The sequence below is a fragment of the Actinomadura rubrobrunea NBRC 15275 genome (assembly GCF_001552235.1).
In the GTDB taxonomy this organism is placed as follows: Bacteria; Actinomycetota; Actinomycetes; order Streptosporangiales; family Streptosporangiaceae; genus Spirillospora; species Spirillospora viridilutea.
The window spans coordinates 21,455-44,775 of sequence record NZ_BCQU01000056.1 but is presented as its reverse complement, the minus strand read 5'-3'; the positions used below and the strand labels follow the sequence as shown (position 1 = coordinate 44,775).

At 72.3% G+C, this 23,321-nt stretch carries 24 protein-coding genes; 11 read left to right on the top strand and 13 right to left on the bottom strand.

Annotated features, from left to right (window positions below):
- Positions 1-98: SAM-dependent methyltransferase (locus AR3_RS32640; protein WP_174545457.1), on the bottom strand; the 98-nt coding region annotated here is incomplete at its 3' end.
- Positions 99-605: 507 nt separating this feature from the next.
- Between AR3_RS32640 and AR3_RS18210 the strand changes: the two genes are divergently transcribed.
- Both AR3_RS18210 and AR3_RS18205 read left to right on the top strand, forming a co-directional pair.
- Positions 606-980, top strand: coding sequence for a CBS domain-containing protein (locus AR3_RS18210; RefSeq protein ID WP_067915424.1), 375 nt, complete (start codon positions 606-608; stop codon positions 978-980).
- A gap of 657 nt (positions 981-1,637) precedes the next feature.
- On the top strand, positions 1,638-2,558 hold the full coding sequence (locus tag AR3_RS18205) for a universal stress protein (RefSeq protein ID WP_067915423.1): 921 nt from the start codon (positions 1,638-1,640) through the stop codon (positions 2,556-2,558).
- Position 2,559: 1 nt separating this feature from the next.
- Here AR3_RS18205 and AR3_RS18200 read toward each other — a convergent pair whose 3' ends face one another.
- Entirely contained in the window at positions 2,560-3,084 is a 525-nt protein-coding gene (locus tag AR3_RS18200) for a cyclic nucleotide-binding domain-containing protein (RefSeq protein ID WP_083951657.1), read from the bottom strand.
- A gap of 682 nt (positions 3,085-3,766) precedes the next feature.
- Complete coding sequence (locus AR3_RS18190) at positions 3,767-4,636, bottom strand: universal stress protein (RefSeq protein ID WP_083951656.1); 870 nt, start codon at positions 4,634-4,636, stop codon at positions 3,767-3,769.
- 355 nt (positions 4,637-4,991) lie between these two features.
- On the opposite strand from AR3_RS18190, the gene AR3_RS18185 reads away from it, so the two are divergent.
- Positions 4,992-5,354, top strand: coding sequence for an MmcQ/YjbR family DNA-binding protein (locus tag AR3_RS18185; protein ID WP_067915420.1), 363 nt, complete (start codon positions 4,992-4,994; stop codon positions 5,352-5,354).
- 169 nt (positions 5,355-5,523) lie between these two features.
- On the opposite strand, the gene AR3_RS18180 is transcribed toward AR3_RS18185, so the two are convergent.
- Positions 5,524-5,817 carry an FAD-binding oxidoreductase gene (locus AR3_RS18180; protein WP_067915419.1) on the bottom strand — a complete coding sequence of 98 codons (294 nt, stop codon included), beginning with the start codon at positions 5,815-5,817 and terminating at the stop codon, positions 5,524-5,526.
- A 140-nt stretch (positions 5,818-5,957) separates the two neighbouring features.
- On the opposite strand from AR3_RS18180, the gene AR3_RS18175 reads away from it, so the two are divergent.
- Complete coding sequence (locus AR3_RS18175) at positions 5,958-6,389, top strand: MarR family winged helix-turn-helix transcriptional regulator (protein ID WP_169803854.1); 432 nt, start codon at positions 5,958-5,960, stop codon at positions 6,387-6,389.
- Between the two features lie 5 nt (positions 6,390-6,394).
- On the opposite strand, the gene AR3_RS32635 is transcribed toward AR3_RS18175, so the two are convergent.
- The 6 genes from AR3_RS32635 to AR3_RS18150 all read right to left on the bottom strand — a co-directional run bounded on the left by AR3_RS32635 (position 6,395) and on the right by AR3_RS18150 (position 12,381).
- A complete protein-coding gene (locus AR3_RS32635) occupies positions 6,395-6,523 on the bottom strand; it encodes a hypothetical protein (RefSeq protein ID WP_281179279.1) in 129 nt (42 codons plus the stop codon).
- A gap of 54 nt (positions 6,524-6,577) precedes the next feature.
- Positions 6,578-7,363, bottom strand: coding sequence for an FAD:protein FMN transferase (locus AR3_RS18170; RefSeq protein ID WP_217998627.1), 786 nt, complete (start codon positions 7,361-7,363; stop codon positions 6,578-6,580).
- A gap of 21 nt (positions 7,364-7,384) precedes the next feature.
- Positions 7,385-7,930, bottom strand: coding sequence for an FMN-binding protein (locus tag AR3_RS18165; protein WP_067915417.1), 546 nt, complete (start codon positions 7,928-7,930; stop codon positions 7,385-7,387).
- A gap of 53 nt (positions 7,931-7,983) precedes the next feature.
- The gene (locus tag AR3_RS18160; RefSeq protein ID WP_067915416.1) at positions 7,984-9,774 is read right to left on the bottom strand and encodes a ferredoxin reductase family protein; all 1,791 of its coding nucleotides are present in this window, start codon (positions 9,772-9,774) and stop codon (positions 7,984-7,986) included.
- Positions 9,775-10,006: 232 nt separating this feature from the next.
- The gene (locus AR3_RS18155; RefSeq protein ID WP_067915415.1) at positions 10,007-10,762 is read right to left on the bottom strand and encodes a response regulator; all 756 of its coding nucleotides are present in this window, start codon (positions 10,760-10,762) and stop codon (positions 10,007-10,009) included.
- Positions 10,759-12,381 (bottom strand): sensor histidine kinase, encoded by a 1,623-nt coding sequence (locus tag AR3_RS18150; RefSeq protein ID WP_067915431.1) that lies wholly within the window; start codon positions 12,379-12,381, stop codon positions 10,759-10,761. The genes AR3_RS18155 and AR3_RS18150 overlap by 4 nt, the downstream gene beginning before the upstream one ends.
- Positions 12,382-12,520: 139 nt before the next feature.
- Here AR3_RS18150 and AR3_RS18145 point away from each other — a divergent pair, with 139 nt between their 5' ends.
- The 4 genes from AR3_RS18145 (at position 12,521) to AR3_RS18130 (ending at position 16,847) form a co-directional block, all read left to right on the top strand.
- Positions 12,521-13,519 carry a Bug family tripartite tricarboxylate transporter substrate binding protein gene (locus AR3_RS18145; protein WP_067915414.1) on the top strand — a complete coding sequence of 333 codons (999 nt, stop codon included), beginning with the start codon at positions 12,521-12,523 and terminating at the stop codon, positions 13,517-13,519.
- Positions 13,520-13,685: 166 nt separating this feature from the next.
- The gene (locus AR3_RS18140) at positions 13,686-14,678 is read left to right on the top strand and encodes a Bug family tripartite tricarboxylate transporter substrate binding protein (protein ID WP_217998625.1); all 993 of its coding nucleotides are present in this window, start codon (positions 13,686-13,688) and stop codon (positions 14,676-14,678) included.
- A 105-nt stretch (positions 14,679-14,783) separates the two neighbouring features.
- On the top strand, positions 14,784-15,320 hold the full coding sequence (locus AR3_RS18135) for a tripartite tricarboxylate transporter TctB family protein (protein ID WP_067915413.1): 537 nt from the start codon (positions 14,784-14,786) through the stop codon (positions 15,318-15,320).
- Positions 15,321-15,353: 33 nt separating this feature from the next.
- Positions 15,354-16,847: a tripartite tricarboxylate transporter permease gene (locus AR3_RS18130; RefSeq protein ID WP_067915412.1), complete on the top strand. Its 1,494-nt coding sequence runs from the start codon at positions 15,354-15,356 to the stop codon at positions 16,845-16,847.
- Positions 16,848-16,941: 94 nt separating this feature from the next.
- On the opposite strand, the gene AR3_RS18125 is transcribed toward AR3_RS18130, so the two are convergent.
- Positions 16,942-17,745, bottom strand: coding sequence for an SAM-dependent methyltransferase (locus AR3_RS18125; RefSeq protein ID WP_217998623.1), 804 nt, complete (start codon positions 17,743-17,745; stop codon positions 16,942-16,944).
- Positions 17,746-18,126: 381 nt separating this feature from the next.
- Here AR3_RS18125 and AR3_RS18120 point away from each other — a divergent pair, with 381 nt between their 5' ends.
- Complete coding sequence (locus AR3_RS18120) at positions 18,127-18,579, top strand: hypothetical protein (RefSeq protein ID WP_067915411.1); 453 nt, start codon at positions 18,127-18,129, stop codon at positions 18,577-18,579.
- A gap of 464 nt (positions 18,580-19,043) precedes the next feature.
- Here AR3_RS18120 and AR3_RS18115 read toward each other — a convergent pair whose 3' ends face one another.
- A complete protein-coding gene (locus AR3_RS18115; protein WP_067915410.1) occupies positions 19,044-19,598 on the bottom strand; it encodes a TetR/AcrR family transcriptional regulator in 555 nt (184 codons plus the stop codon).
- A 122-nt stretch (positions 19,599-19,720) separates the two neighbouring features.
- Between AR3_RS18115 and AR3_RS18110 the strand changes: the two genes are divergently transcribed.
- Positions 19,721-21,310, top strand: a complete 1,590-nt coding sequence (locus AR3_RS18110; RefSeq protein WP_083951654.1) for an MDR family MFS transporter — start codon at positions 19,721-19,723, stop codon at positions 21,308-21,310.
- 81 nt (positions 21,311-21,391) lie between these two features.
- Here AR3_RS18110 and AR3_RS18105 read toward each other — a convergent pair whose 3' ends face one another.
- Positions 21,392-22,207, bottom strand: a complete 816-nt coding sequence (locus AR3_RS18105; protein ID WP_083951653.1) for a CDP-alcohol phosphatidyltransferase family protein — start codon at positions 22,205-22,207, stop codon at positions 21,392-21,394.
- A gap of 68 nt (positions 22,208-22,275) precedes the next feature.
- Between AR3_RS18105 and AR3_RS18100 the strand changes: the two genes are divergently transcribed.
- Positions 22,276-23,256, top strand: a complete 981-nt coding sequence (locus AR3_RS18100; RefSeq protein ID WP_067915409.1) for a zinc-dependent alcohol dehydrogenase — start codon at positions 22,276-22,278, stop codon at positions 23,254-23,256.
- The last annotated feature ends 65 nt before the right edge of the window (positions 23,257-23,321 follow it).

Here is a 23,321-nt window from a genome sequence, read left to right as displayed (position 1 = left end):
TCATAGTGGTCCTTGCCACCGAGGTAGTAGTCGTACATGCGGGCAATGTTCGGCACATTCGGGTCGAAGCCCCTCGACCGAGGCCGCTCGTCCGCCACCGTCGCTCCTCACCGGCCGTGCTCACTGACGATCACGGGCCACACCGTGCAATCTTCGCGATCATCCTAGTCTGAAGATCATTCCCGCCGAACCCCCTTCGGCTCCGCAGGTCGCTCCAGCACCGTGCACCGCAGCACAGACGCTTTGGCGGCGCCGGCCTCGCGCGGTCGCCGGTCACGCGGGGCGCGCTCCCGTCTCCTTTGGCGAATTCCAGGTTGAACACACGGAACGGTCGCCTGTTCGGACAGCAACCGTCGTTTCAAAATCTGCGCAAGCCCGTGTCCGCTGATGGCGACAAGTCGGGACCTTCGCCTCTGGGTGGTCGCCTCCGCCCGCCACCACGATGGTTTCTCACGGGGGTGATGCAGGGCGGTCCTGCTGCCTGGGGCGTGCGGTCGCAGGTGGTGCCGCACGCCAGCCTCACCCGTGGGCGGCCGCCGGAGAGCACCTGGCAGTCAGGCGTGCCCGTCCGGCCGGGAAAGCGATCTACCCAGCGGGGAGGGACCATGCTCATCAGGAACGTGTACCGGCCGATGGTCTTCAGTTGCCAGACGACCGAGCCGCTGGCCGACGTGGCGCGGCAGATGGTGGAGCACAAGGTCGGCGCGCTGGCCGTGCTCGACGGTGAACGCCTCGTCGGAATCATCACCGAGCGCGACCTGGTCACCGCTCTGGCCGCATCAGCCGACCCGACTTCCCAGAGGGCCGCGGACTACGCCTCAACGCAGATCAGGACCGCCGCCCTGGAAGAGGACTCCCTCGACGTCGCGCGCCGCATGCTGGAGGAGGGCATCCGGCATCTACCGGTGTACGAGGGCGGACGCTGCGTCGGCATGGTGTCGATGCGCGATCTGTTGGCCCTGGAGGCGTGGGCTGCTTAGCGTCCCTCCCCCGTCGGCGATGCCGACTTCGCCCCTCGCTGCAGACCGGCAACGGATGCCGTTGCGCTGTCAACAGCCCGACTTGGTCGACCACGCCTCGGCGCAAGTGTGACGACCGTGGCGTATTGCGTCGGGCAACCGCGCTCCCCCACGTGGGCTGACCGTACCAGTGGGCCCGTCGGCGAGCCGGGCGTCCCGGCGGGCGCCGGTAGGGCAGGCGGTTGGACCAGACCAGGGACGCCCCCGGCGGCCCGCGAGTCCGGCGTCCGGACTCCGGTGCGATGCCCGCCCGCAGGAGCCGAACCGGCCCTTCCTGCCGCGCATCGACAGGGCGGCCTTCGGCACCGCCCTAGCCTGCGGACGGCCCCCGCACCGCGCCGGTCACTACGCAGCTACGGCGCCTGCTGGACGCCGGGGTCGGTCTGGCGTGGAGGTCGTTGCCGCCCTGCTCGCCGAGGTCCGCCTGCGCAGCGGGCGGATCATCACCGTCTACGGCGTGGGCGAGGCCTGCGGCGGGGTGTGTCTCCTGCTCCAGCCGTGGTCTGTGGTTCGGCGCGGTGGTCCGAAGGTCCCTCGCCTGAGGGACCGCCGTCCCTGTCCGGCGCGTTCGGCGCTTTGGTGAGCTGGACGCATCCCCGTCGCGAAGGGAGGCGGCCGATGAGCGGCAACGGCGACGGATGCCCCGTCCTGGTCGGTTATGACGGGTCGGTGGCCGCGGATCAGGCGCTGCACTGGGCCGTGCAGGAGGCTCAGCTGCGCGATCTCCCTCTCATCGTCTGCCACGCATGGCAGTGGCCGTATCCGTTCTCCATGCCCGACGAGGACGCCCTTGACATCCTCCACGGCGCGGGGGCGATCGTCGCCGACGAGGGCGTGCGCAAGGCGCATGCCATCGTCGCCGAAGCGGGGGTGCGCAAGGCCCGGGCGCTCGCCACGCGATTGGAGGTGCGCCGGATCCTGGAGCGGGGGTCGGCTTCGGCCGTGCTGCTGCAAGCGTCCCGCGACGCGACGTTGATCGTGCTCGGAGCACGGGGGCAGGGCGGCTTCGAAGGCCTCACCGTGGGCTCCACCGCGGTGCAGGTCGCCGCCCACGCCGACCGCCCGGCCATCGTCGTGCGGCGGGCGCCCGCCGGGGATCGCCCGGACGCGCGCATCGTGGTCGGCGTGGACGGGTCCCCGGCCGGACGGGCCGCCCTGGGTTTCGCCTTTCACGAGGCCGAGCTCCGCGGCGCCCCGCTCTGCGCCCTCTGCGGTTGGTGGGACCCGGCCGCCCTTCCCAGCCCGGACCGCGCGCCCTTCATCGACGCCGAGAAGATCCGGCGCGAGGCGATCAACAAGTTCGAGCAGGCCGTCAAGCCGTGGCGCGCCGAATATCCCGAGGTGGCGGTCGACGCCGAGTTCGTCGTGGACACGCCTCGACACGCCCTGACCAAGGCCTCCGAGGACGCGGGGCTCCTGGTCGTGGGCAACCGCGGCATCGGGTCCACGCCGCAGGCGCTCCTCGGCCCTGTTCCCCAGTACCTGCTCCAGCGTGCGGCCTGCACGGTGGCGGTAGTGCCGCCGCATCAGCCGTGGTGACCTAGCCGCCGGGCGGTGTTCGCGAGTTGTCAGACAGAGTGCGCGTCTTGTCAGACAGAGTGCGCGTCGCGTCCCCGTACAGGTCCAGCAGGCGCATCCGGGTGGCTTGCAGGCGTTCCACGACCACTTCGGCGAACCGCCGCGTCAGCTGTTGCGCCAGCCGCGGGTCGAGCGCCCACAGGAAACGCACCAGCCGGGCGTCGAACTCGAGGGCCCGCACAGGCCGGGTCGCCACCGCCCCGAACCGCCACCGGTAGGGCGGGAACAGCCAGGACCAGCCGACGATCTCACCGGTGCCCAGCGTCTCGACGATCAGCGTGCCCCGGTCCGGCAGATGCAGGTCCAGGGCGACGGCCCCGTCCTGGATGATCCAGAACCGGTCGGCCGTGCCGCCCTCGTCGAACAGCCGCCGGCCGGCGGGGAAGTCGACCGGACGCGCCGCGGACGCGAGCCTGCCCAGATCGGCGGCGTCCATCCCGGCGAAGACGTCGTGCCCCGCCAGCTGCTCAATGCTCACCGTGGCCATGGCACGCCTCCTTTCCTGAAGCACGCTCGCAGCGCCCGACCCGCGGGACCGCGGCTTTCCCGGCCAAGTCGATGGCGCTTGGGGAACAGCGGGCGCCGCCCCCATGCACTTCGGGGTAGACGTCCCGCAGCTGCCAGCACTTGGCGTGCTCGCCGGTCGGTTCGGTGCGGAGGTACGTCGCGCAGAGGCGGTAGCCCAGGCAGCGGGACACCGCCTCGTCCCAACGCGCGATGCCCGGGCTGATCGCCATGAGGTCGCGCAGGTCGAGAACGCGCCATGTGCTCGCCGGCCATGGCTTCTTCTGCGCGGGCGCGCCGCAGCAGCTCCTCGCGTGCCTCGCTGGCAGGCGCCATGGACAGGACAACTGCTCCCGTTTCGTGCCCTCCTTGGCGATGTCGCGAGGGCTGTCGTCGTCGCTGATTTCGACGAGCGTTGAAGCGCACCCGGGTTTCGACTTCGCCCCCATCCCCTTCAAGGCGTAGAGGCGCGTCCTCTGGCCTCGCCTGTGACCGGTGCGAGAGCGGCTTCCCTGTCAGGGGGTTCGGCGAACGGACGAACGCACGCTGAACTCCGCGGCGCCGGATTCGCTCGCCGCCGAACGCCAGCGGGACACTCCAGCTGAACGGCGCAGCGCGTCGCCCTGTGCGCTCGGAGCGCTTGTCCTCCGCCTCGCCTTCGCCGGTCATTCCTTGCCGCCCTCCTCGAGAACGGGCTGGACGACGGCGACCGAGCAGGGCGCGTGCTGGAGCATCGCCGTGCTGGTCGCCCCGAGGAGCAGCGGATCCACGGTGCCGTGGCCGCGTTTGCCGACCACGACCAGGTCGGCGTGGTCCGCCGCGTCGAACAGGGCCTCGCGGGGCGGGTCCAGCACCAGCGACGTCCACGCGTCCACCTGCGGATACCGCACCCGGAAGGGGGCCACGGCGCGTTCCAGCCGGGCGCCGCAGACCCGCTTGAGCTTCTCGTCGTCGTGGAACAGGTCCAGCTCCTCGCGCGGCACCGCGCCCGGCTCCCAGCACCCGTACACCGCAAGCAGGCTCCACCCGCGCAGGGCCGCCTGCTCGAACGCGAAGTCCAACGCCGCGTCGGAGCCCGCCGAGCCGTCGACCCCGACGACCACCCGCCGGTGCCCGGCGACCGGCCGGCGCACGACCAGGACGGGGCTGCGCGCCCGGGACGGCAGCTGCAGCGCCGTCGAGGCGACCGGCAGATCGGCCTGCCCGTGCGAGCCGATGACGATCAGTTCGGCGTCGTCGCCCTCCGCCATCAGCGCCACGTACGCGGGTCCGTCCTTGAGCCGCCGCTGGATCCTCGTCCCCGGCGCGACGCGCTCGGCCAGCGAGACGCCGTGGTCGAGGACGTGCTCGCCCATGCGCCTGACGATCGCCGCGCCCTCGTGGTCGATGTGGCTGATGGGGTAAGGCCAGCGCCAGGAGTGCACGACCTTCAGCGGGAGCCGCCGCAGCCGGGCCTCCGTCGCCGCCCATTCCACGGCGTGTGCGCTGTGCACGGTCCCGTCGTAACCGACGAGCACATACGAGCCCCTGCTCATGACGCCCCCCGGACTGGTTGCCTTCTCAACTCATTGCACTCGTGGGCGGTTCGCCAGCCCAGGGACGAAAGACCCCAGGGTCCGGGACCTCCGCACACCGCGGGCTGCATCGTGAGGTGCTGTGCGCCTGGGAGGCGGCGTCCTGATGAGGGCTTCCCCGGCGCGGCTTGGGTTCTACCGCCGGTCGCCCGGCCACGGGCGCGATGCGGTCCAGGGGGCCGATGAGCAAGCTCGGACGAAGAGAAGGCCGGTGACGACCTCTATCCGGCGGGCGCCGGGCAGTCTGTACCTGTCAGGAGTGTCGGTGGGCGCGTTTAGGCTGGTCGGCCACGTTCGGGTGGAAGGGACGCACGGCATGGAAGACACGGACGCCGCGGCACGGCTGCGCGAGATCTGCCTGTCGCTGCCGGAGGCGGTGGAGAAGCCGTTCGGCGGCCACACGGCCCCCGCGTACCGGGTGCGGGGGAAGCTGTTCGTGATGACCAGCGAGGACGGGCGGACGATCACGTTCAAGGGCGCTCCGGGCGTGCAGGAGGCCCTGGTCGCGGAGGCCCCGGAGCGCTTCTTCGTCCCGCCGTACGTGGGCCACAAGGGATGGGTGGGCGCCCGCCTGGACGTCGACCAGGACTGGGACGAGATCGCCGAACTCGTCGAAGACAGCTACCGCCTGGTCGCTCCCAAGCGTCTCGCCGCCCTCCTCGACAGCCCTCAGCGCTGATCCGCCCCGTCCGGAGGGCGGCAGGACGCGGCGCCCGACGGTGTCGTTCCACTGACCACCGCGACCGGCCGCGACGTCTCCTGGGAGCCCATCGGGCGTGGCGTGCAGCAGCGACGACGGATGCCCGTCATGCCATGCCGCCGCACATGACAAAGCGGTCGGCGCGGTGTCAGTCCGCCGGAGGGATCGGGAAGTTGGTGCGGAAGACGTAGCCTTGTCCGCCGATGGTGGCCAGCCCGCCGACGCCGACGTCGCCGTAGTCGCCGGAGCTGATCGCCAGGCGGTGCGGGGCCAGCGCCTGCGCGACCTCGCCCCAGCGGGCCCCGGGGCCGACGCGCACCAGGCGCCGTTCGCGGTCGACGACGTCCACGCTGTTGAGGGCGGACAGGTCGATGACGATGCCGCCGTCGTTGGTGGAGCGGCCGCTGATGCCGTGGCCGCCGCTGCGCACCGCGATCGGCACGCCCGGGGCGCGTCGAGACCGTAGTCGCCCATGTCCGTACCCCCACCGCGGAAAGCACGTGATCGGAACCGGCAGACCGTTGAACATCATCAACGATTGGCGATATTCCATCGTTGAGGGGCGTGGATAGAATCCGGGATGTGATCCTGAATCGTGTCAGCGCGGCGCTGGCCCGCTCGGGCCGCATCGCCGACACGGCCATCCGCGAGGCGCTGGCCGCGCGAGGGCTCAAACCCGGTCACGCGCACGTGCTGTCGCTGCTGGCCGAGCGCGGACGTCTCAGCCAGCGCGCGCTGCTGGAGGAGCTCGGGGTCGATCCCAGCGTCCTGGTGACGCTGCTCAACGTTCTGGAGGACCGCGGCCTGGTCACGCGCCGCCGCGACCCGCGGGACCGGCGCCGCCACATCGTGGAGATCTCCGCCGACGGCGTCGCGCTCGTCGCCGAGGTCGACGAGGCCGTGCTCGCCGTCGAGAAGGAGCTGTTCGCCGACCTCGACCAGGAGGAGGTGCGGACGCTGCGGGCGCTGCTCGACCGGATCGCGGCAGCGGACGCACGCGCCTGCACCGAGTGACCGTCTCAGGGCCGTTCGGCGACCGCGCCGGAGCCGCCCGCCGGGGCGGGCTGCCCGGTGACGCTGATCGCGGCGCCGACGCCGAGCCCGGCGAGCAGCGCCACGGTCACGAGGAACAGCAGGAACTTGTGCATGGAGGGGGCCTTCCGTGCTCGGCAGCGGGCGGGGCGGACGTCGGCCGGGGGCCGTCAGGGACGCGCGGCCGCCGGTTCGGCGGGCTCGTCGACGGGCGCCACGGGCAGCCCGTCGGAGCGGTAGGCGCTCCCGTCGTCGGCGACGGCGGCCGACTCGTAGCCGGACGCGGCGAGCCCGGCGAGCCACGGCAGGCCGTCGCGTCCCATGGCCAGCGCGGCGGTGGCGTAGGCGTCGGCGATCGCCAGGTCCGGGCCGGTGACGGTGACCGAGCACAGGTCGCGGGCGGGTTCCCCCGAATGCGGGTCGATCACGTGGTGGCCGCGTTCGTAGGTGCCGGACGTCGCGACCGCCAGGTCGGTGCCGGTGACCACCCAGGCCAGCTTGTCCGGCTCCCACGGGTGGCGGATGCCGATGCGCCAGGCGCGGCCGGGTTCGGGACGGCCGCGGCTGCGCACGTCCCCGCCCGCGTTGATGCAGTGGTTGAGCGCGCCGGCGCGGGCCAGTCGGCGTGAGGCGACCTCGACCGACCAGCCCTTGACGTAGCCGGACGGGTCGAGCCGCCCGGTCGCGCGCGCGTCGAAGTACCCGTCGGTGCGGCGGCGGAGGTCCTCGCAGGCCGCCAGCACGGCGCGCGTGTCGGCGGAGCACTCCTCCGGCGCCAGCTCGCCCCGGTCGAGCCGGGTGATCTCGCTGTCGTCGCGGTAGGTGCTGAACCGCCGGTCCACCTCGTGCAGCCAGGCGCAGGTCTGCTCGACCAGCCCGGTCAGCGTGGCGCGCGGAAGCAGGTCGGCGATCTCGATGCTGACCGCCGTGCCCATGACGTGCTCGATGTGGTGCATGCTCGCGTGCCCTTCCCGCGGTCAGGCGCGCGCGGCCGCCAGCGCGGACTGCAGCGAGGCGGCGAACGAGCGGCTGGTGTAGGTGGCGCCCGACACGGCGTCGATCTGGGCGCTCTGCGCCTTCAGCGTCTCCTGCCGCAGCAGGGGGATCGCACGTCGGTTGACCTGCAGGGTCCTGGCCGGGGACGTGGCGTGCGTGGCGGCCACCCCGGTGATCCGCCCGCCGGCGACCCTGATCGTGACCTGGATGGGGCCGTAGGGGTTGACCGAGGCCTTGCCTCGGAACAGGCCGTCCTTCAGCCCGTTCGCCGCGCCGCCGCCGCCGGGACGCGCCCCCTTTCCGGCGCCTCCCGCGCCCCCGCGTCCCGGGGCGGTCGAGGACCGGCCGCTCCCGGGGGCGGCGGGCGCTTCGGCGCCGGGGGCGAGCTCGCCGCCCGCCTGGGCGGCGGCCTGGTCCGCGCCGGCCGCGCCCTTCCCCAGGGCGGCCGCGTCCGCCCCGAATTTCGCGGCGAGCAGCAGGGCGGTGCCGGTCAGCGTGCCGAAGACGGCCGCGGTGGTTCGGCGCATCGCGATTCTCCCGATGACAGGTCAGACGGTGGACATCAGACGGCGAACAGGGGTCAGAACTCGAAGGGGTCGAGGTGGATCTGCCGGCGGCGCACCCGCAGACGGCGCAGGACGGCGATCGCGGACTCGACCATCCCGGCCGGTCCGCACAGGTACACGTCGCGGTCGCGCACGTCCGGGACCAGCTCCCGCAGCCCTTTGGGGGTGAACAGGCGCCGCGGTTCCGGCTCGTTCCGCGAGCCCAGCACGTAGCGCAGCTGGAAGCCGCGCCGCCGCGCCAGACTGTTCAGCTCGTCCTTGAAGACGATGTCGTCGGGCGACGTCGCCCGGTAGATCACGATGGTGTCGCTCGGCAGCTCCTCGAGCAGGGCCCGGATCGGGGCGATGCCGCTGCCGCCGGCGATGAGCAGGGCGCCGTGCCGGGTGCGGTGCTCGGCGGTGAACGTCCCCGACGGCCCGTGGACGAGCACCCTGGTGCCCGGACGCATCCGGCGCAGCCCGGCCGTGTACCCGCCGACCGCGTTCACGGTCAGCCGCAGCCAGTGCTCGTTGGGCGCCGCCGACAGCGAGAACGGGTGCGACTGCCACCAGCCCGTCGCTGTCAAGAACCGCCACCGGAAGTACTGCCCGGCACGCGCGCCCAGCTTGTCCAGGGCGTGCCCGCCGACGTAGATGGACACCGTCGTGTCCGACTCGGGCATCACGTCCACCACGCGCAGCCGGTGCCGCAGGTTGAGCCACAGCGGTTCCACCACCCGCCCCCAGAACAGGCAGGCGATCACCAGCGCGTACAGGCCCGTCCAGAACCAGCGGGCGAAGCCGTCCTGGGACAGCTCGGACCCGGTGGTGAGCTGGTGCCCGTACCCGAGGAGCAGCACGGCATAGGCGGCCAGGTGCAGCCAGTGCCACAGCTCGTAGGGCAGGCGGCGGCGCAGCCCCCGGACCGCCAGCACGCTGATCCCCACCATGACCCCGACCGCGGCGAACGCGCCGACCATGTCCTCGTAGGTGGTGATCAGGATGGCCGTCTGGTCGGCGATGGACACCTGGTCGGTGAGCGCGTAGCCCACGATCGTGTACCCGACGTGCGCCAGCACCATCACCAGCGTCCAGGCGCCCAGGCGGCGGTGCCAGCGCATCAGGTCGTGGCCGCCCACCCAGGTCTCCATCCACGACACCCGGCTCATCATCAGGACCTGCACCATCAGCAGGTATCCGCCGATCAGGCCGGTGACGCGCCCGACCCCGGTGATGATCTCGGCCGGGGTGGTGAGGTAGACGGCGGGGGTGGCGAACACCCACAGGCCGGCGCTGGTGGCCAGCAGCGCCCAGAACAGCAGGATCACCAGCAGCCGGTCGCCCGCGACCCGCGGACCCGGGGGGTCCTCGAGCACGGGGCGGGCCCGGCGCGGCGGGGCCGCCGCGGCGCGTGCCGCCCTCCGCCGCTCGTCGCGGGAGTAGCGGGGGACCGTGCCGACCGTCCCCTGAGGCGGACGGGGCCGACGGTCCGCAGCGGGCGCCACGGCCAAGGGGTCGTCGGCCGTCAGCGGCATCGTCAGGTTCTGCGTGAGCACCGGCTGGTTGCGCGCGGACAGCGGCTCGGTGCGCGCGGCCGCGCCCCGGTCGCGCGGAGACACCGCCGGACGCGCCGAAGCGCCCAGCGACGTCCACGCGCCTTCGGGACCCGTCTCGGGCGCGGAACGCATGGCGGTCCGGCGCCGATCCCAGGAGCCGCCGTACGGTTCGTCGGCGGTGCGGTGGCGGTCGGCCCACGCCGGGCGCTCGCCCGGTCCGCCGCCGTCGGCGAGGTACGGCGCTCCGTTCCGCCGCGAACGCCCGTCCATCACCTGATCCGGGGGGCGGCGGCGTGAACCGTCATGTCTGCGTGCACCTCGTCCTCCTCGACCGGAACCGTCCACAGGCCGCGCGCATCATCGATCACCACGCGCGTCCGGCCCGGGGGCCTGACGACAAGCCGTACGGCCCCGCCACGACACGCGGTTCAGAGTCGATCTCGTCCTGGACGGCGGCGAGGCCGAAAGCGCCAGGCCAACGGCGCGAGGTCGCAGGCGCGGGTCAAAGGCGCCAGGTGTAGCGGCGTTCGGGACGGCCCGCGGCGCCGTACCGCAGGGACACCTCGGCGCGGCCGACGGCGGTGAAGTGCTCCAGGTAGCGGCGGGCGCTGACCCGGGAGACGCCGGTCAGGGCGGCGCACTCGCTGGCCGACAGGCTGCCGTCGGCCTCCCGCAGGGCCTGCTCGATCAGGTCGGCGGTCTCCACGCTCATGCCTTTGGGCAGCGCGGCGCGCGGCGGGGGCGCGGCGGCGCCGGCCAGGACCCGGTCCACGTCCGCCTGCCCGCGCACCACCGTCGTCAGGAGCCGCCGGCGGCGGTCGGCGTAGCGTTCCAGGCGGGACCGCAGGTCCTCGAACTCGAACGGCTTCAGCAGGTAGTCGACGACGCCGTGGCGGACGGCGCCGCGCAGCGCCTCCGCCTCCCGCGCGGCGCTGATCACCATCACGTCGCAGTCGTGCCCGGCCGCGCGCAGCCGGGGGATGACGTCCAGGCCGAACATGTCCGGCAGGTACAGGTCGAGCAGCACCAGGTCGGGGCGCAGCCGGTCGACCGCCTCGATCGCCTGCCCGCCGGTGCCGGCCGCGCCCGCCACCCGGAAGGACGGGACGCGCTCGACGAACGCGCGGTGCACCCGGGCCACCATGAAGTCGTCCTCGACGACCAGGACGTCGATCCGGTCGCTCGCCTGGGGCCGCTGGGTCGCGCCGGTCCGGTCGGCCGGGGCGGCCGGCTCGGCCGGCTCGGTCGGCTCGCTCATCGGCGGGCTCCTTCCGTCGTCTCGTCGGCCAGGGCGCGGACGGTCATGCGGGCGGTGAACACGGCGCCGTCGGGCGTGTTGGCCACCGAGATCTCACCGCCGTGCCGCTCGCACACCAGGCGGGTGAGGGCCAGGCCGATGCCGCGCTCGCCGCCCTGCGCGGCCTTGGTCGTGAACCCGTGAGAGAACACCTCCTGGGCCAGCTCGGGCGCCACCCCGGGACCGGAGTCGCGCACCACGATCTCCACGCTGGAGGCATCCTGCCGCAACTCCACCTCCACCCAGGCGCCGTCCGCGGTCCCCGAAGCCGGGTCGGCGGCGGACGCGGCGGCGTCCACGGCGTTGTCCACGAGGTTGCCGACCACGGTCGCCACGTCCGCGGCGTCCTCGGCGGCCAGCCGGTCCAGGGCGGTGCGCTCGGAGATGCGCAGCGCGACGTGGCGTTCGGCGGCCTGGGACGACTTGGCCATCAGCAGGGCGGCCACGGCGCCGTCCCGCACTCGTCGGCTGAGCGTGACGTCCAGGTCCTGGCGGTGCTGCTTGAGCGCCTGGATGTAGCGCACCACCTCGTCCTGCTCCCCGATCTGGATGAGCCCGGAGATGGTGTGCAGCTGGTTGGCGAACTCGTGGGCCTGGGCGCGCAGCAGCTCCGAGGAGCTGCGGAACGAGCCGAGCTCGCGTTCCAGGCGGGCCAGCTCGGTGCGGTCGCGCAGGGTGGTGACCGAGCCGAGCACACGGCCGTCCTTCTCCACGGTCATCCGGTTCATCACCAGCACCCTGCCCCGGCGGATGACCACCTCGTCGCGCCGCTCCCCCGCCTCGTCCGGGACGCCGGTGAGCACGTCCCGGAGGCGTCCGTCGATGCCCAGGTCCGCCAGGCTCTGGCCGACGCAGTCGGCGGGCAGGTCGAGCAGCCGCCGGCCCACCTCGTTCACCAGGGTGATCCGGTGCTGCGGGTCGAGGGCGACCACGCCCTCGGCGATCCCGTACAGGATCGCCTCGCGGTACTCGGCCAGCCCGGTGATCTCCCGCGGTTCCAGGCCGAGGGTCTGCCGCTTGACCCGCCGTGCCAACAGCCAGGACCCGGCCAGCCCCAGGCCGCTGGCGATGCCGAGGTAGACCAGCAGGTACGAGGACGCGCCGCCGAGCCGCTGCCACACCGTCGGGGACGCCTCGCCGATCATGACCACGCCCAGCTGGCGGCCCAGGGCGTCCCCCGACTCGCCGAGCACCGGCACCTGCGCGACCAGCTCGCGGGTGCCGCCCAGGGTCAGCTCGCCGGACCAGCCCCGGCCCTCGGCGGCGCCCGCCCCCAGCGGCATGCGGCTGCCGATCAACGTGGGGTCGGTCGCGCTGACGATCCGCCCGTGCGCGTCCGCCACGGTGACCGAGGAGACGCGCGCCTGGGTCCGGGTGGCCTGGACGAGCGGGGCGAGGGACTCCTGCGGGCCGGGCCGCTCCAGGCGGCTGCGCACCAGCGGATTGGCGGCCAGCTGCTCGGCCAGCGCGACGACCCGGCGTCCCTCCACCCGGTTGAAGGTGGCCTCGGACTGGGCCAGCGAGACCGCGGCGACCGCCAGCAGCACCACCACGATGATGGCGAGCTGGAGCACCAGCATCTCGCCCGCGAGGCTATGGCGGCGGAACGGGGCGACCACAATGAACCCAACCTTCAGTCTCTTCACGGTCCGGGCGGTTCAGGTGCCGAGCCGCACAATCATCGCGCCCGCGGGGCCGCGGGCGGAAGAGAGGGGTGTGATGGGCACTGCGGCGGCTCTCGTGCGCGCCCTTCTCGCCGTCGTGGCGGCGCTGACGCCGGCGGCCGCGGCCGCCTGCGGCCCGTGGCCGGGGGCGGGCGCGCCGTCCCGGCCGGAGCTGCGGATCATGGTGCCCAACATTCCCGGCGGGGGATACGACACCACCGCCCGCACCGTGGCCAAGGTCCTGAGTGACACCGGGATCGCCTCCGACGTGCAGGTGTTCAACCTGCCGGGCGCGGGCGGCGTGGTCGGCCTGCAGCGCCTCGTCAACGAACGCGGCAACGGCGCGCTGGCCATGCAGATGGGCCTCGGCGTGCTGGGCGCCTCGTCGGTGGCGGGCGGACGGGTGAGCGTCGCGCAGACCACGCCGATCGCCCGGCTCGTGGCCGAGCCCGGTGCCGTCGTGGTGCCGAGCGACTCTCCCTTCCGGACGATCGGCGAGCTGATCACCGCGTGGAAGAAGGACCCGGCGCGGGTGAGAATCGGCGGCGGATCGTCCCCCGGCGGGCCCGACCACCTGATGTCCATGCGGCTCGCCGAGGCCGTCGGCATCGACCCCCGGGAGGTGCGCTACACGTCCTACGACGGGGGCGGCGGTGAGCTGCTGCCGGTCCTGCTGGACGGCCGGCTGACCTTTGGGGCCAGCGGCTTCGGCGAACTGCTCGGGCAGATCCGGGCGGGGCAGCTGCGAGTGCTGGCGGTGACCTCCGACCGCCCCGCCGCCCCGCTCGGCGACGTCCCGACCCTGAAATCCCAGGGCATCGACCTGGTCTTCACCAACTGGCGCGGCATCGTCGCCCCGCCCGGCATCAGCGCCGACGAACGGCGCACCTGGATCGAGGCGCTGACCGCGATGCGCCGCACCCGGCAGTGGAGGGCCGAGCTCGCCAGGCACGGCTGGATCGACGCGTTCGCCACGGGCGAGGAGTACGCGACCTTCCTGGACGACCAGAGCAAGGCCGTCGCGCGGTTCCTGGCGGACCTCGGCACGTCCTGACCGGTGCTCCGTTCTCAAAACGGCGCGTTTACCGGCAAACCTCGCGAACACAACGAACACAACCTTCGTTGGTTCCGGAATCGAGACAGGACGTCGACGCACGGGCACCATGTGGGCCACCTCACACCTCAGCCCCCGTGACGCTCATCGACGTACCGAACAGGTGGTGGCGAACGTGCGCCTGCGCACCGTCCTCGCGCTGCTCGGAGCCGTGGTGCTCGTGCTCGCGGGGCCGCCGCTGTTGACCACCGGCGACGGCGCCGACACCGGCACGCGCATCCCCGGCCTGCGCTTCATGGTCCCCAACACGCCCGGCGGCGGATACGACATCACCGCCCGCACCGCCGCCAAGGACGCCGAGGACGCCGGACTCACCCACAACATCGAGGTGTTCAACCTGCCCGGCGCCGGCGGCACGGTCGGCCTGACGCGCCTGGTGAGCGAACACGGCAACGGCAAGCTCGCGATGTCCATGGGACTGGGCGTGGTGGGCGCGGCGCGGTCCAACCGCAGCCCCAAGACCCTCGCCGACACCACGCCGATCGCCCGGCTCACCGAAGAGCAGGACGTCGTGGTGGTCGCCAAGGACTCCCCGTACCGGACGATCGGCGAGCTGGTCGAGGCGTGGCGGCGGGACCCCGGCAAGCTCCCGGTGGGCGGCGGGTCGTCCCCCGGCGGCCCCGACCACCTGGCCACGATGCTCATGGCGCAGGCCTCGGGCATCGCGCCCAAGCGGGTCAACTACATCCCCTTCGACGGCGGCGGCGAGCTGCTCGCCTCGATCCTCGGCAGGAAGGTCGCCTTCGGCGTCTCCGGCGTCGGCGAATACCTGGACCAGATCCGCGCCGGCGAGCTGCGGCTGCTGGCCGTCACCGGCCTGAAGCGGGTCGCGGGGCTGGACGCGCCCACCCTGCGGGAGGCCGGGATCGACGTCGACTTCACCAACTGGCGCGGCGTCGTCGCCCCGCCCGGACTGTCGGACGCCGAGCGCGGCAAGCTCGTCCGGCTGTTCCAGAAGCTGCACGACTCGCGGCAGTGGCGGGAGTCGATGCGCCGGAACGGCTGGGACGACGCCTTCCTCACCGGCGAGGACTTCGGCCGTTTCCTCGCCGAGCAGGACCGGCGCGTGGCCTCGGTGCTGAAGGAGCTGGGACTGTGACCGCCGGCCGCAAGCGCCCCGACCCGCGCGGCCTGATCGCCGCGCCGGCCTCGGACGATCGGCACCGGCCCCGGATCGACGTCGGAACGAACGGCAGGACGTGACATGAGTGCTCGGCTCTCGCGGCGCGATCAGCGGCCCGCCCGCTCCTCGCGCGACCGGAGGTTCACCTCCGAACTCGGCGTCAGCGCCGTCCTCCTCGCGATCGGCGTCCTGGTCCTCACCGACGCGCTGACCATGGACGTCGAGATCGCACAGCGCGGTCCGGTGGGCCCGCGCACCGTGCCGATCGCGGTCGGCGCCGGCCTGCTGGCCGTGGCGGCGCTGCTGGCCGTGGACGTGCTGCGCGGCGGCCGCGGCGCGGCAGAGGAGGGCGAGGACGTCGACCTGTCCGAACCCGCCGACTGGCGCACCGTGCTGATGCTGGTCGGGGTGTTCCTCGGCACGGCGGTGCTCATCGAACCGCTCGGGTTCCCCGCCGCCGGGGCGCTGCTGTTCTGGGGCGCCGCGTACGCGCTCGGCAGCCGCCGGTTCGACCGGGACCCGCTGATCGCCGCCACGCTGTCGCTGGTCACCTACGTCGTCTTCAACAACCTGCTGGGGGTGCCGCTGCCCGGCGGGCCGCTCATGGGAGCGCTGTGACATGGGAGCGCTGTGACATGGGAGTGCTGTGACATGGACGCCTTCGGCTCCCTGCTGGACGGATTCGGCACCGCCCTCACCCCGATGAGCCTGCTGTGGGCGGCGATCGGGGTGCTGCTCGGCACCGCGATCGGCGTGCTGCCCGGCATCGGCCCGGCGATGGCCGTCGCGCTGCTGCTCCCGGTCACCTACGGCCTGGACCCGACCGGCGCGTTCATCATGTTCGCGGGGATCTACTACGGGGCGATGTTCGGCGGGTCCACCACGTCGATCCTGCTGAACACGCCGGGCGAGAGCGCCGCCGTGGTCGCGGCGATGGAAGGCCATCCCATGGCCACGTCGGGACGCGGCGCGCAGGCGCTCGCCGCCGCGGCCATCGGCCACTTCACCGGCGGCATGATCGGCACCCTGCTGCTGGTCGCCCTGGCGCCGACCATCGCCGACCTGGCCGTGGACTTCGGCGCACCCGACTTCTTCGCCATCATGGTCCTGGCGTTCATCGCGGTGACGTCCGTGCTGGGCGCGTCCCGCATCCGCGGTCTGGCGTCCCTGCTGATCGGCCTCGCCATCGGCCTGGTCGGCCTGGACCAGATGACCGGGCAGCAGCGCCTGACCTTCGGGTCGCTGCAGCTCGCCGACGGCATCGACGTGGTCGTCGTCGCGGTCGGCCTGTTCGCGATCGGCGAGGCGCTGTGGGTCGCCGCGCACCTGCGCCGCACCACCGCCGAGGCGATCCCGGTGGGCCGCCCCTGGCTGGGCCGCGCCGACCTGCGCCGCACCTGGAAGCCGTGGCTGCGCGGCCCGCTGATCGGCTTCCCGTTCGGCGCCGTCCCGGCGGGCGGCGCGGAGATCCCGACGTTCCTGTCCTACGTCACCGAGAAGCGCCTGTCCAAGCACCCCGACGAATGGGGCCGCGGCGCGATCGAGGGCGTGGCCGGACCGGAGTCGGCGGCGTCGGCCTCGGCCGCCGGGACGCTCGGCACCATGCTGACGCTGGGCCTGCCGACCACCGCGGTCGCCGCGGTCATGCTGGCGGCGTTCCAGCAGTACGGCATCCAGCCGGGCCCGCTGCTGTTCCAACACGAACCCGACCTGGTATGGGGCCTGATCGCCTCGCTGTTCATCGGCATGGTGCTGCTGCTCGCGCTGAACCTGCCGCTGGCGCCGCTGTGGGCCAGGCTGCTGCGCATCCCGCGCCAGTACCTGTACGCGGGCATCCTGTTCTTCGCCGCCGTCGGCGCGTACGCGGTCGGCGGCGAGGTCATCGACCTGGTGATCCTGTTGGTCATCGGGCTGGTCGGGTTCGGCATGCGCCGTTACGGGCTGCCGGTGCTGCCCGCCGTCATCGGCGTGATCCTCGGCCCGAACGCCGAGCAGCAGCTGCGGCGCGCCCTGCAGATCAGCGACGGCAGCCTCAGCGGCCTGGTCAGCACGCCGTTCGCGGTGACCGTCTACGTGATCATCTTGCTGATCGTGCTGTGGCCGCTGCTGCGCAGGTTGCCCCTCCCCCGCCGCCGCACCGGCTGACGGCCTTCCCCGCCTCGCCCCCGCGCCGGCGATCCGGGGACGGTGGACGCGCTCCCTCGCCCACCGTCCCCGGATCGTCTTCCTTCGTTCCGGGTCAGCGCAGGACGCCGACGCCCCCGTACAGCCAATGGGCGACCGGGTGCGAGGGCTTGGACGGGTCGGGCCGCCACTTGTCGATCGTCACCAGGCCCGGCTCCACCATCTCGAACCCGTCGAAGAACCGGGCGATCTCGTCGCGGGTGCGGAAGTAGATCGGGGTCGGCGTGGTCGCGTACACCTTCTCGATCTTCTCGACCGTCTCGGCGGAGTTGCCGTCCACGGTCACGTGGGTGGCGGCGATGTGACTGCCCTTCGGGAGCGCCTCCCGCAGCCGGCCCATGACCATGGGCTGCTCCTCCCGGGCGAGGAAGTGCACCATGGCGATCAGCAGCACGCCGACCGGGGCGGTGAAGTCGATGAGCCGCAGCGTCTCGGGGTGCTCGAGCACCTCGGACGGGCGCCGCATGTCCGCGGTGGCCACGGTCGTGTTGTCGTCGGTCGCCAGGAGCGCCCGCCCGTGGGCGAGCACGATCGGCTCGTTGTCGACATAGACCACCCGCGCGTCGGAGTGGACCTCCTGTGCGACCTCGTGGGTGTTGCCCGCGGTGGGCAGACCGGAGCCGATGTCGATGAACTGCCGGATCCCCTGCTCGGCCATGTAGCGCACGGCACGGCGCAGGAACGCGCGGTTCTCCCTGGCCAGGACGCGGATTTCCGGCATCGCCTTCGCGACCCGGTCGACCGCCTCCCGATCCACTTGGTAGTTGTCCTTTCCGCCCAGGTAATAGTCGTACATAAGGGCCACGTGGGGCCGGCTGATGTCGATGCCGGGCGGGGGCGGATCGTCGTTCGCCTGCACGTAGCGACCTCCAAATCGGGAGCACACCCTCAACAATGATCTTAACGGTCCACGCTCCCAACAAAATCGCTTTTCCCGACACTCCCCTGCCGGAGAACCTCCCCCATTTCCGGGCAGGCCTTATTCCCCTCCACGACTTTCCCTCGAGGCCCGATTCTTGGTCGCCGCAGGCGCCATCCGCCGCCCCGCGCAGGGTGACATCACGGCACCCCATCTCACCTGCGACGAAGCACCTACCGCTACAACGCCAAGACCGCTTGTCACCACTCCGAGCAGCCCCAGTACAGTCACACGACCACACACGCGGAAGGGGGCGGTCGATCATTCGGTGTCTCAGGGTGCTGCCATACTTTCATCGTCGTCGCGACTGGGAGTACACGCATGTGGGCCTGGGTGCTGATACTGGTGGGTGCGGCTGCGTTCATCGCTTGGTTCGGCTTCGCGACCGTGCGGCTTGAACGCCTGCTGCTCCCGTGGTTGCCCGGCCGCGTGCGCGGAAGTACCGTGCGGGCGGCACTTCTAGGCGCGGGCCTGCAGATGGCCGCGCTCTTGGCGTGTTCGCTGCTCAGCCTGGCCACAATCCCTATAGCGGAGGCAGCCGGAGATCCTCGCTGGGGAGCGGTCACGGTGGTGCCCGCCGTACTGCTGTACGCACCGTTTTCGGGGCTGTTCATCCCGAGCGAATCGTTCGGTTTCGCGATGAGCATACGCGCCATGGAGGGCGCGGGAATCACGAGGTCTCAGGCGCGAGCCTTCTTGTGGTCCGGCGTTCCGTTCACCTTCCTGGGCCTGGCGGTTTTGACCGCAGGTTTGCTTTATACGTTCGCGTCCTGAACCTCGTTCCTCCGACGCTCCGACCGCTTCTCACCGGCTGCGCGATCAGGTGCTCCGACAGGAAACAGCTCACGATCATTAGCTGTCGGGGACCAAGGACATCATCTTCTGAAGATCATGACGGCCGTAGGCGTGATCGTCGCGAGACCTTCGCCGGTACCGTCTTCTGCCCTGCGGTCGGCGGCTTGTACGCGGAGCCGTCCGGTTTCGCCTCGGCGCAGCGGACATCCGGATGCGGCTTCGTGGAGATGAAGGCTGCGGGCGGCCACATCTCACCGACCTCATGAGCGCTTCACCGACCGGGAGCGGTCGGCCCCCGCAGCCGCATCCTCCGCCGCCCGAAGGAGCGGCGCCGTCACATGTGCGACCGACGCATCGAACCACCGTCCAGGCCGGGACATTCGGTCTTCCGATCAGCGACGGACGGTCCTTCACGGCGGTCGCAGGTCGGGGGCGGCGCCGGTTCAGCCGGTCGGCAGCAGGTCCAGCGCGACCTCCAGCGCGGCGGCCTGGACGGCCTCGTCGTCGGCGTCGATCGCATCCCTGATGAACAGGGTCATGTGCAGACTGAAGATGGACAGCCGGGCGCGGATCTGGTCGGGAAGGCTCGCGTCCTTGTCGACCAGGACGTCGGCGAGCGCCTGGAAGCGCTTGCGCATGTCGTCGCCGGCCTTCAGGTGCCGCACGGCCGGTCCGTTCTCCTGCATGAACCGCATCAGGGTGCCGCCGGTCCCCTGGATGATCTCGGCGTAGCGGCGGATGAACTCGCGCCGCATCTCGGGGGTGACCGACTGCTCGCGCGCCCAGGCGAACAGCTCGTCGACCTCGGTCTTGAAGTCGTCGAAGAGGCTGGTGACGATGTCCTCTTTCGTTTTGAAGTGGTAGTACAGCGCCGCCTTGGTGACGCCGAGCCGCTCGGCGATCTCGCGCAGCGAGGTCTTCTCGTAGCCCTGCTCGGCGAACAGCTTCAGGGCGACCTCGCGGATCTGCTCGCGGGTGTCGCCGCGTCGTCTGGCCATGGCACCCTCCCGCCCCAAACTTACTTGACGCCCGGCTAGTTCGCACGTACCGTACGGCAGGCACCACAAAACTAGCCGGGCGGCAGGTAAGTGTTCCCGGCGCTGCGAAGGTGAGGGCACAGATGTCACGTTCGACCACGGGCGCGCCGGACGATGCGCCGCCGGCGCCGCTGAGCCGGCGCCAGGTCTGCACGGTGCTGAGCGGACTGATGATCGGCATGCTGCTGGCGATGCTCGACAACATGGTCGTCGGCACCGCCATGCCCACGATCGTCGGCGAGCTGGGCGGACTGGCGCACCTGTCGTGGGTGGTCACCGCGTACACGCTGGCGACCGCCGCGGCCACCCCGATCTGGGGCAAGCTCGGCGACATCTACGGCCGCAAGGGCATGTTCATGGCGTCGATCGCGCTGTTCCTGCTCGGTTCGGCGCTGGCCGGGACGGCGCAGAGCATGGGGCAGCTGATCGCGTTCCGCGGCGTCCAGGGGCTGGGCGCGGGCGGTCTGATGGTCGGCGCGATGGCCATCATCGGCGACCTCGTGCCGCCCCGGGAGCGCGGCCGCTACCAGGGGCTGATGGCGGCGGTGGCGCCGCTGGCGATGATCGGCGGGCCGCTGCTCGGCGGCTTCGTCACCGACCATCTGAACTGGCGCTGGGCCTTCTACGTGAACCTGCCGCTCGGCGGCGCGGCGCTGGTCGTCACCGCGCTCACCATGCACCTGCCCAAGCGTCCGCGCGGCGCGTCCCGCATCGACTACGTCGGCGCCGCCCTGCTGACCGCGTCCATCGTGTGCCTGTCGCTGATGACCAGCTGGGGCGGCACCGAGTACGCCTGGGGGTCCGGTGTGATCATCGGGCTGGGCGCGGCGACCGCCGTGACGCTGGCGCTGTTCGTGCTGTGGGAGATGCGGGCCGCCGACCCGATCCTGCCGCTGCGGCTGTTCCGGAACCGCAACTTCTCCCTGGCCTCCGTGCTGGGCTTCCTGGTCGGTTTCGCCATGTTCGGCGCGGTGACGTTCCTGCCTCAGTACCAGCAGCTGGTGCAGGGCGCCTCGGCCACCAACAGCGGTCTGCTCCTGCTGCCGCTCATGCTCGGCATGCTGGTGACGGCCCTGGTCGTCGGGCAACTGGTGACGCGCACCGGGCGCTACCGCGTCTACCCGATCGCGGGCGGGCTGGTCATGGCCGTGGGCATGCTGCTGCTGTCCGGGCTCACCGTCGACTCCACGCGGCTCACCGCGGCGCTGTTCATGGTGGTGCTAGGCGTCGGCATGGGGTTCCTCATGCAGAACACGATGCTCATCGCCCAGAACAGCGTGCCGATGAGCGACATGGGCGCGGCCAGCGGCGCCGCCACCCTGTTCAGGACGATCGGCGGGTCGCTCGGCGTGTCGATCCTCGGCGCCGTCTACAGCCACCGGCTGACCGGCTCGCTCACCGACCGGCTCGGCGAGCGGGCGGGCGAGGCGCTGTCCAACGGCGGCGGCCAGCTCACCCCTGCGCTGCTCAAGCATCTGCCCGCCAACGTGCGGGACACCGTCGAGCACGCGGTCACCGCGGGCGTGCACAACGTGTTCCTGTGGGCCGCCGGGTTCGCCGCGCTGGCGTTCGTCACCGCCTGGTTCATCCGCGAGACGCCGCTGCGCGGCGCCGCCCCGTCCGATCGGCGCACCGGCGAAGACCGCCCGGTCGCCGAGCCCGCCGCCCTGTAACTCTCGTCAACGGACCCGTCAACGTCGAAGGGGCCGTCCCCCGCCGCAGGACGGCCCCTTCGACGTGTCGTCGCCTCGTCGCTAGCCGCGTGTCCCCGCGGGATGCGGCTGCTTCACCGGCGCAGCGGGACGCTCCACCACGGGCGTGATGAGCCGGTAGTGCACGCGCGTGCGCACCGGCGCCTCGACCCGGCGGTTCCGGTACAGCCAGGCGACGTCGCGGCCGAACGACCATGTCAGCCCGGCCAGGGCCGCGCCGACCAGGACGGCCGCCGCCGGACGGGGCAGCACGTCCGCGGTCGCCACGACCAGGACGACGCCCTGCGCCGCCGCCACGGTCTTGCGGGCCATGCTCGGCGGCAGCGGCGCGTTCAGCCACGGCAGCGGACGACCGGCCGCGAAGAAGACGTAGCGCATGAGACCGATCGTCAGCACCCACGGTCCCAGCGACCCGGCGACGTGGACGCTCAGCGCCAGGATGAGGAACGCGTCGGCCTCCATGTCGAACCGCGCGCCGAGGGCGGACACGGTCCCGGTGCGGCGGGCGACCTTGCCGTCGACGGCGTCGAGCACCAGCGCCACGGCGGCGAGCCCGACCAGCACCGCGGTCGGCGCCGGAGCGCGGACGACGGTGTCGACGACGAGGGCCGCCACTCCCCCGGCCAGTGTCATCCTGGCCAGCGTGACCCGGTCCGCGGGGCCCAGCCCTGACGTCCCGCCGCGGCGGCGCAGCCCGATGTCGAGCGCCACGCAGACGGCCAGGGCGTGCGCCACCCCGACCAGCCATCCGACGGCGCCGAGACCGGTCGTCGCCGTCAACGTCGCCAGCAAGCCGACCTGCGCGACCGCCCCAACGACGGGGCCCTGGTGCGGTCGGCTGATGATTTCCGTGCCCACGTTTAGCCTCCCCCTAGCGGCGTGGGATCACCGCGTACGATGACCCATCCGGATTGGAGGGGTCGCTAGTGCTACGTACGGCTCACGCGTTCTGGCTCAACGCACCCGGAAGCGGTGAGATCCGCCCCGTCGACGTGGGGTCGCCGGGCGAGGGCGAGGTCCTCGTGCGCACGCTGTATTCGGGGGTGAGCCGGGGCACGGAGGCGCTGGTGTTCCGCGGCGGCGTCCCCGCCTCCCAGTATGAGGCGATGCGGGCGCCGTTCCAGGAAGGCGAGTTCCCCGGGCCGGTCAAATACGGCTATCTGAACGTCGGCGTCGTGGAGGAAGGGCCGTCCGACCTGGTCGACCGCACCGTGTTCTGCCTGTACCCGCACCAGACGCGCTACGTCGTCCCCGCGTCGGCGGTGACGCCGGTGCCGGACGGGGTGCCCGCCTCCCGCGCGGTGCTGGCCGGGACGGTCGAGACCGCCGTCAACGCCGTGTGGGACGCCGCCCCGATGCTCGGCGACCGCATCGCCGTCGTCGGCGCCGGGATGGTCGGCTGCACCGTCGCCAAGGTGCTGGCCGGGTTCCCGGCCGTCCGCGTGCAGCTCGTCGACGTGGACCCGGCCCGCGCCGCGGTCGCCGAGGCCCTCGGCGTCGACTTCGCCGCCCCCGACGACGCCCTCGGCGACTGCGACCTGGTCGTCCACGCCAGCGCGACCGACGAGGGATTGAGCCGATCGCTCGAACTGCTCGTACCAGAGGGCGTGGTGCTGGAACTGAGCTGGTACGGCGACCGCAAGGTGAGCCTGCCGCTGGGCGAGGCGTTCCACTCGCGGCGGCTGGTGGTGCGCGGCAGCCAGGTGGGCACGGTGGCGCCCGCCCGGCGCGGGCGCCGCAGCCACGCCGACCGGATGCGGCTGGCCCTCGAGCTGCTCGCCGACCCGGCGTACGACGCGCTGATCACCGGCGAGTGCGGTTTCGCGGAGCTGCCCGCGGTGATGCCGCAGTTGGCGGCCGGCCGGACGCATCCCTTGTGCCACCGGGTCGTCTACGACCAGCCGTGACCCGGGGCGCCGGGCGCGACCCGGCCCGGTCCGCGCACCACCGGCCCGACACGAGACCCGACCGA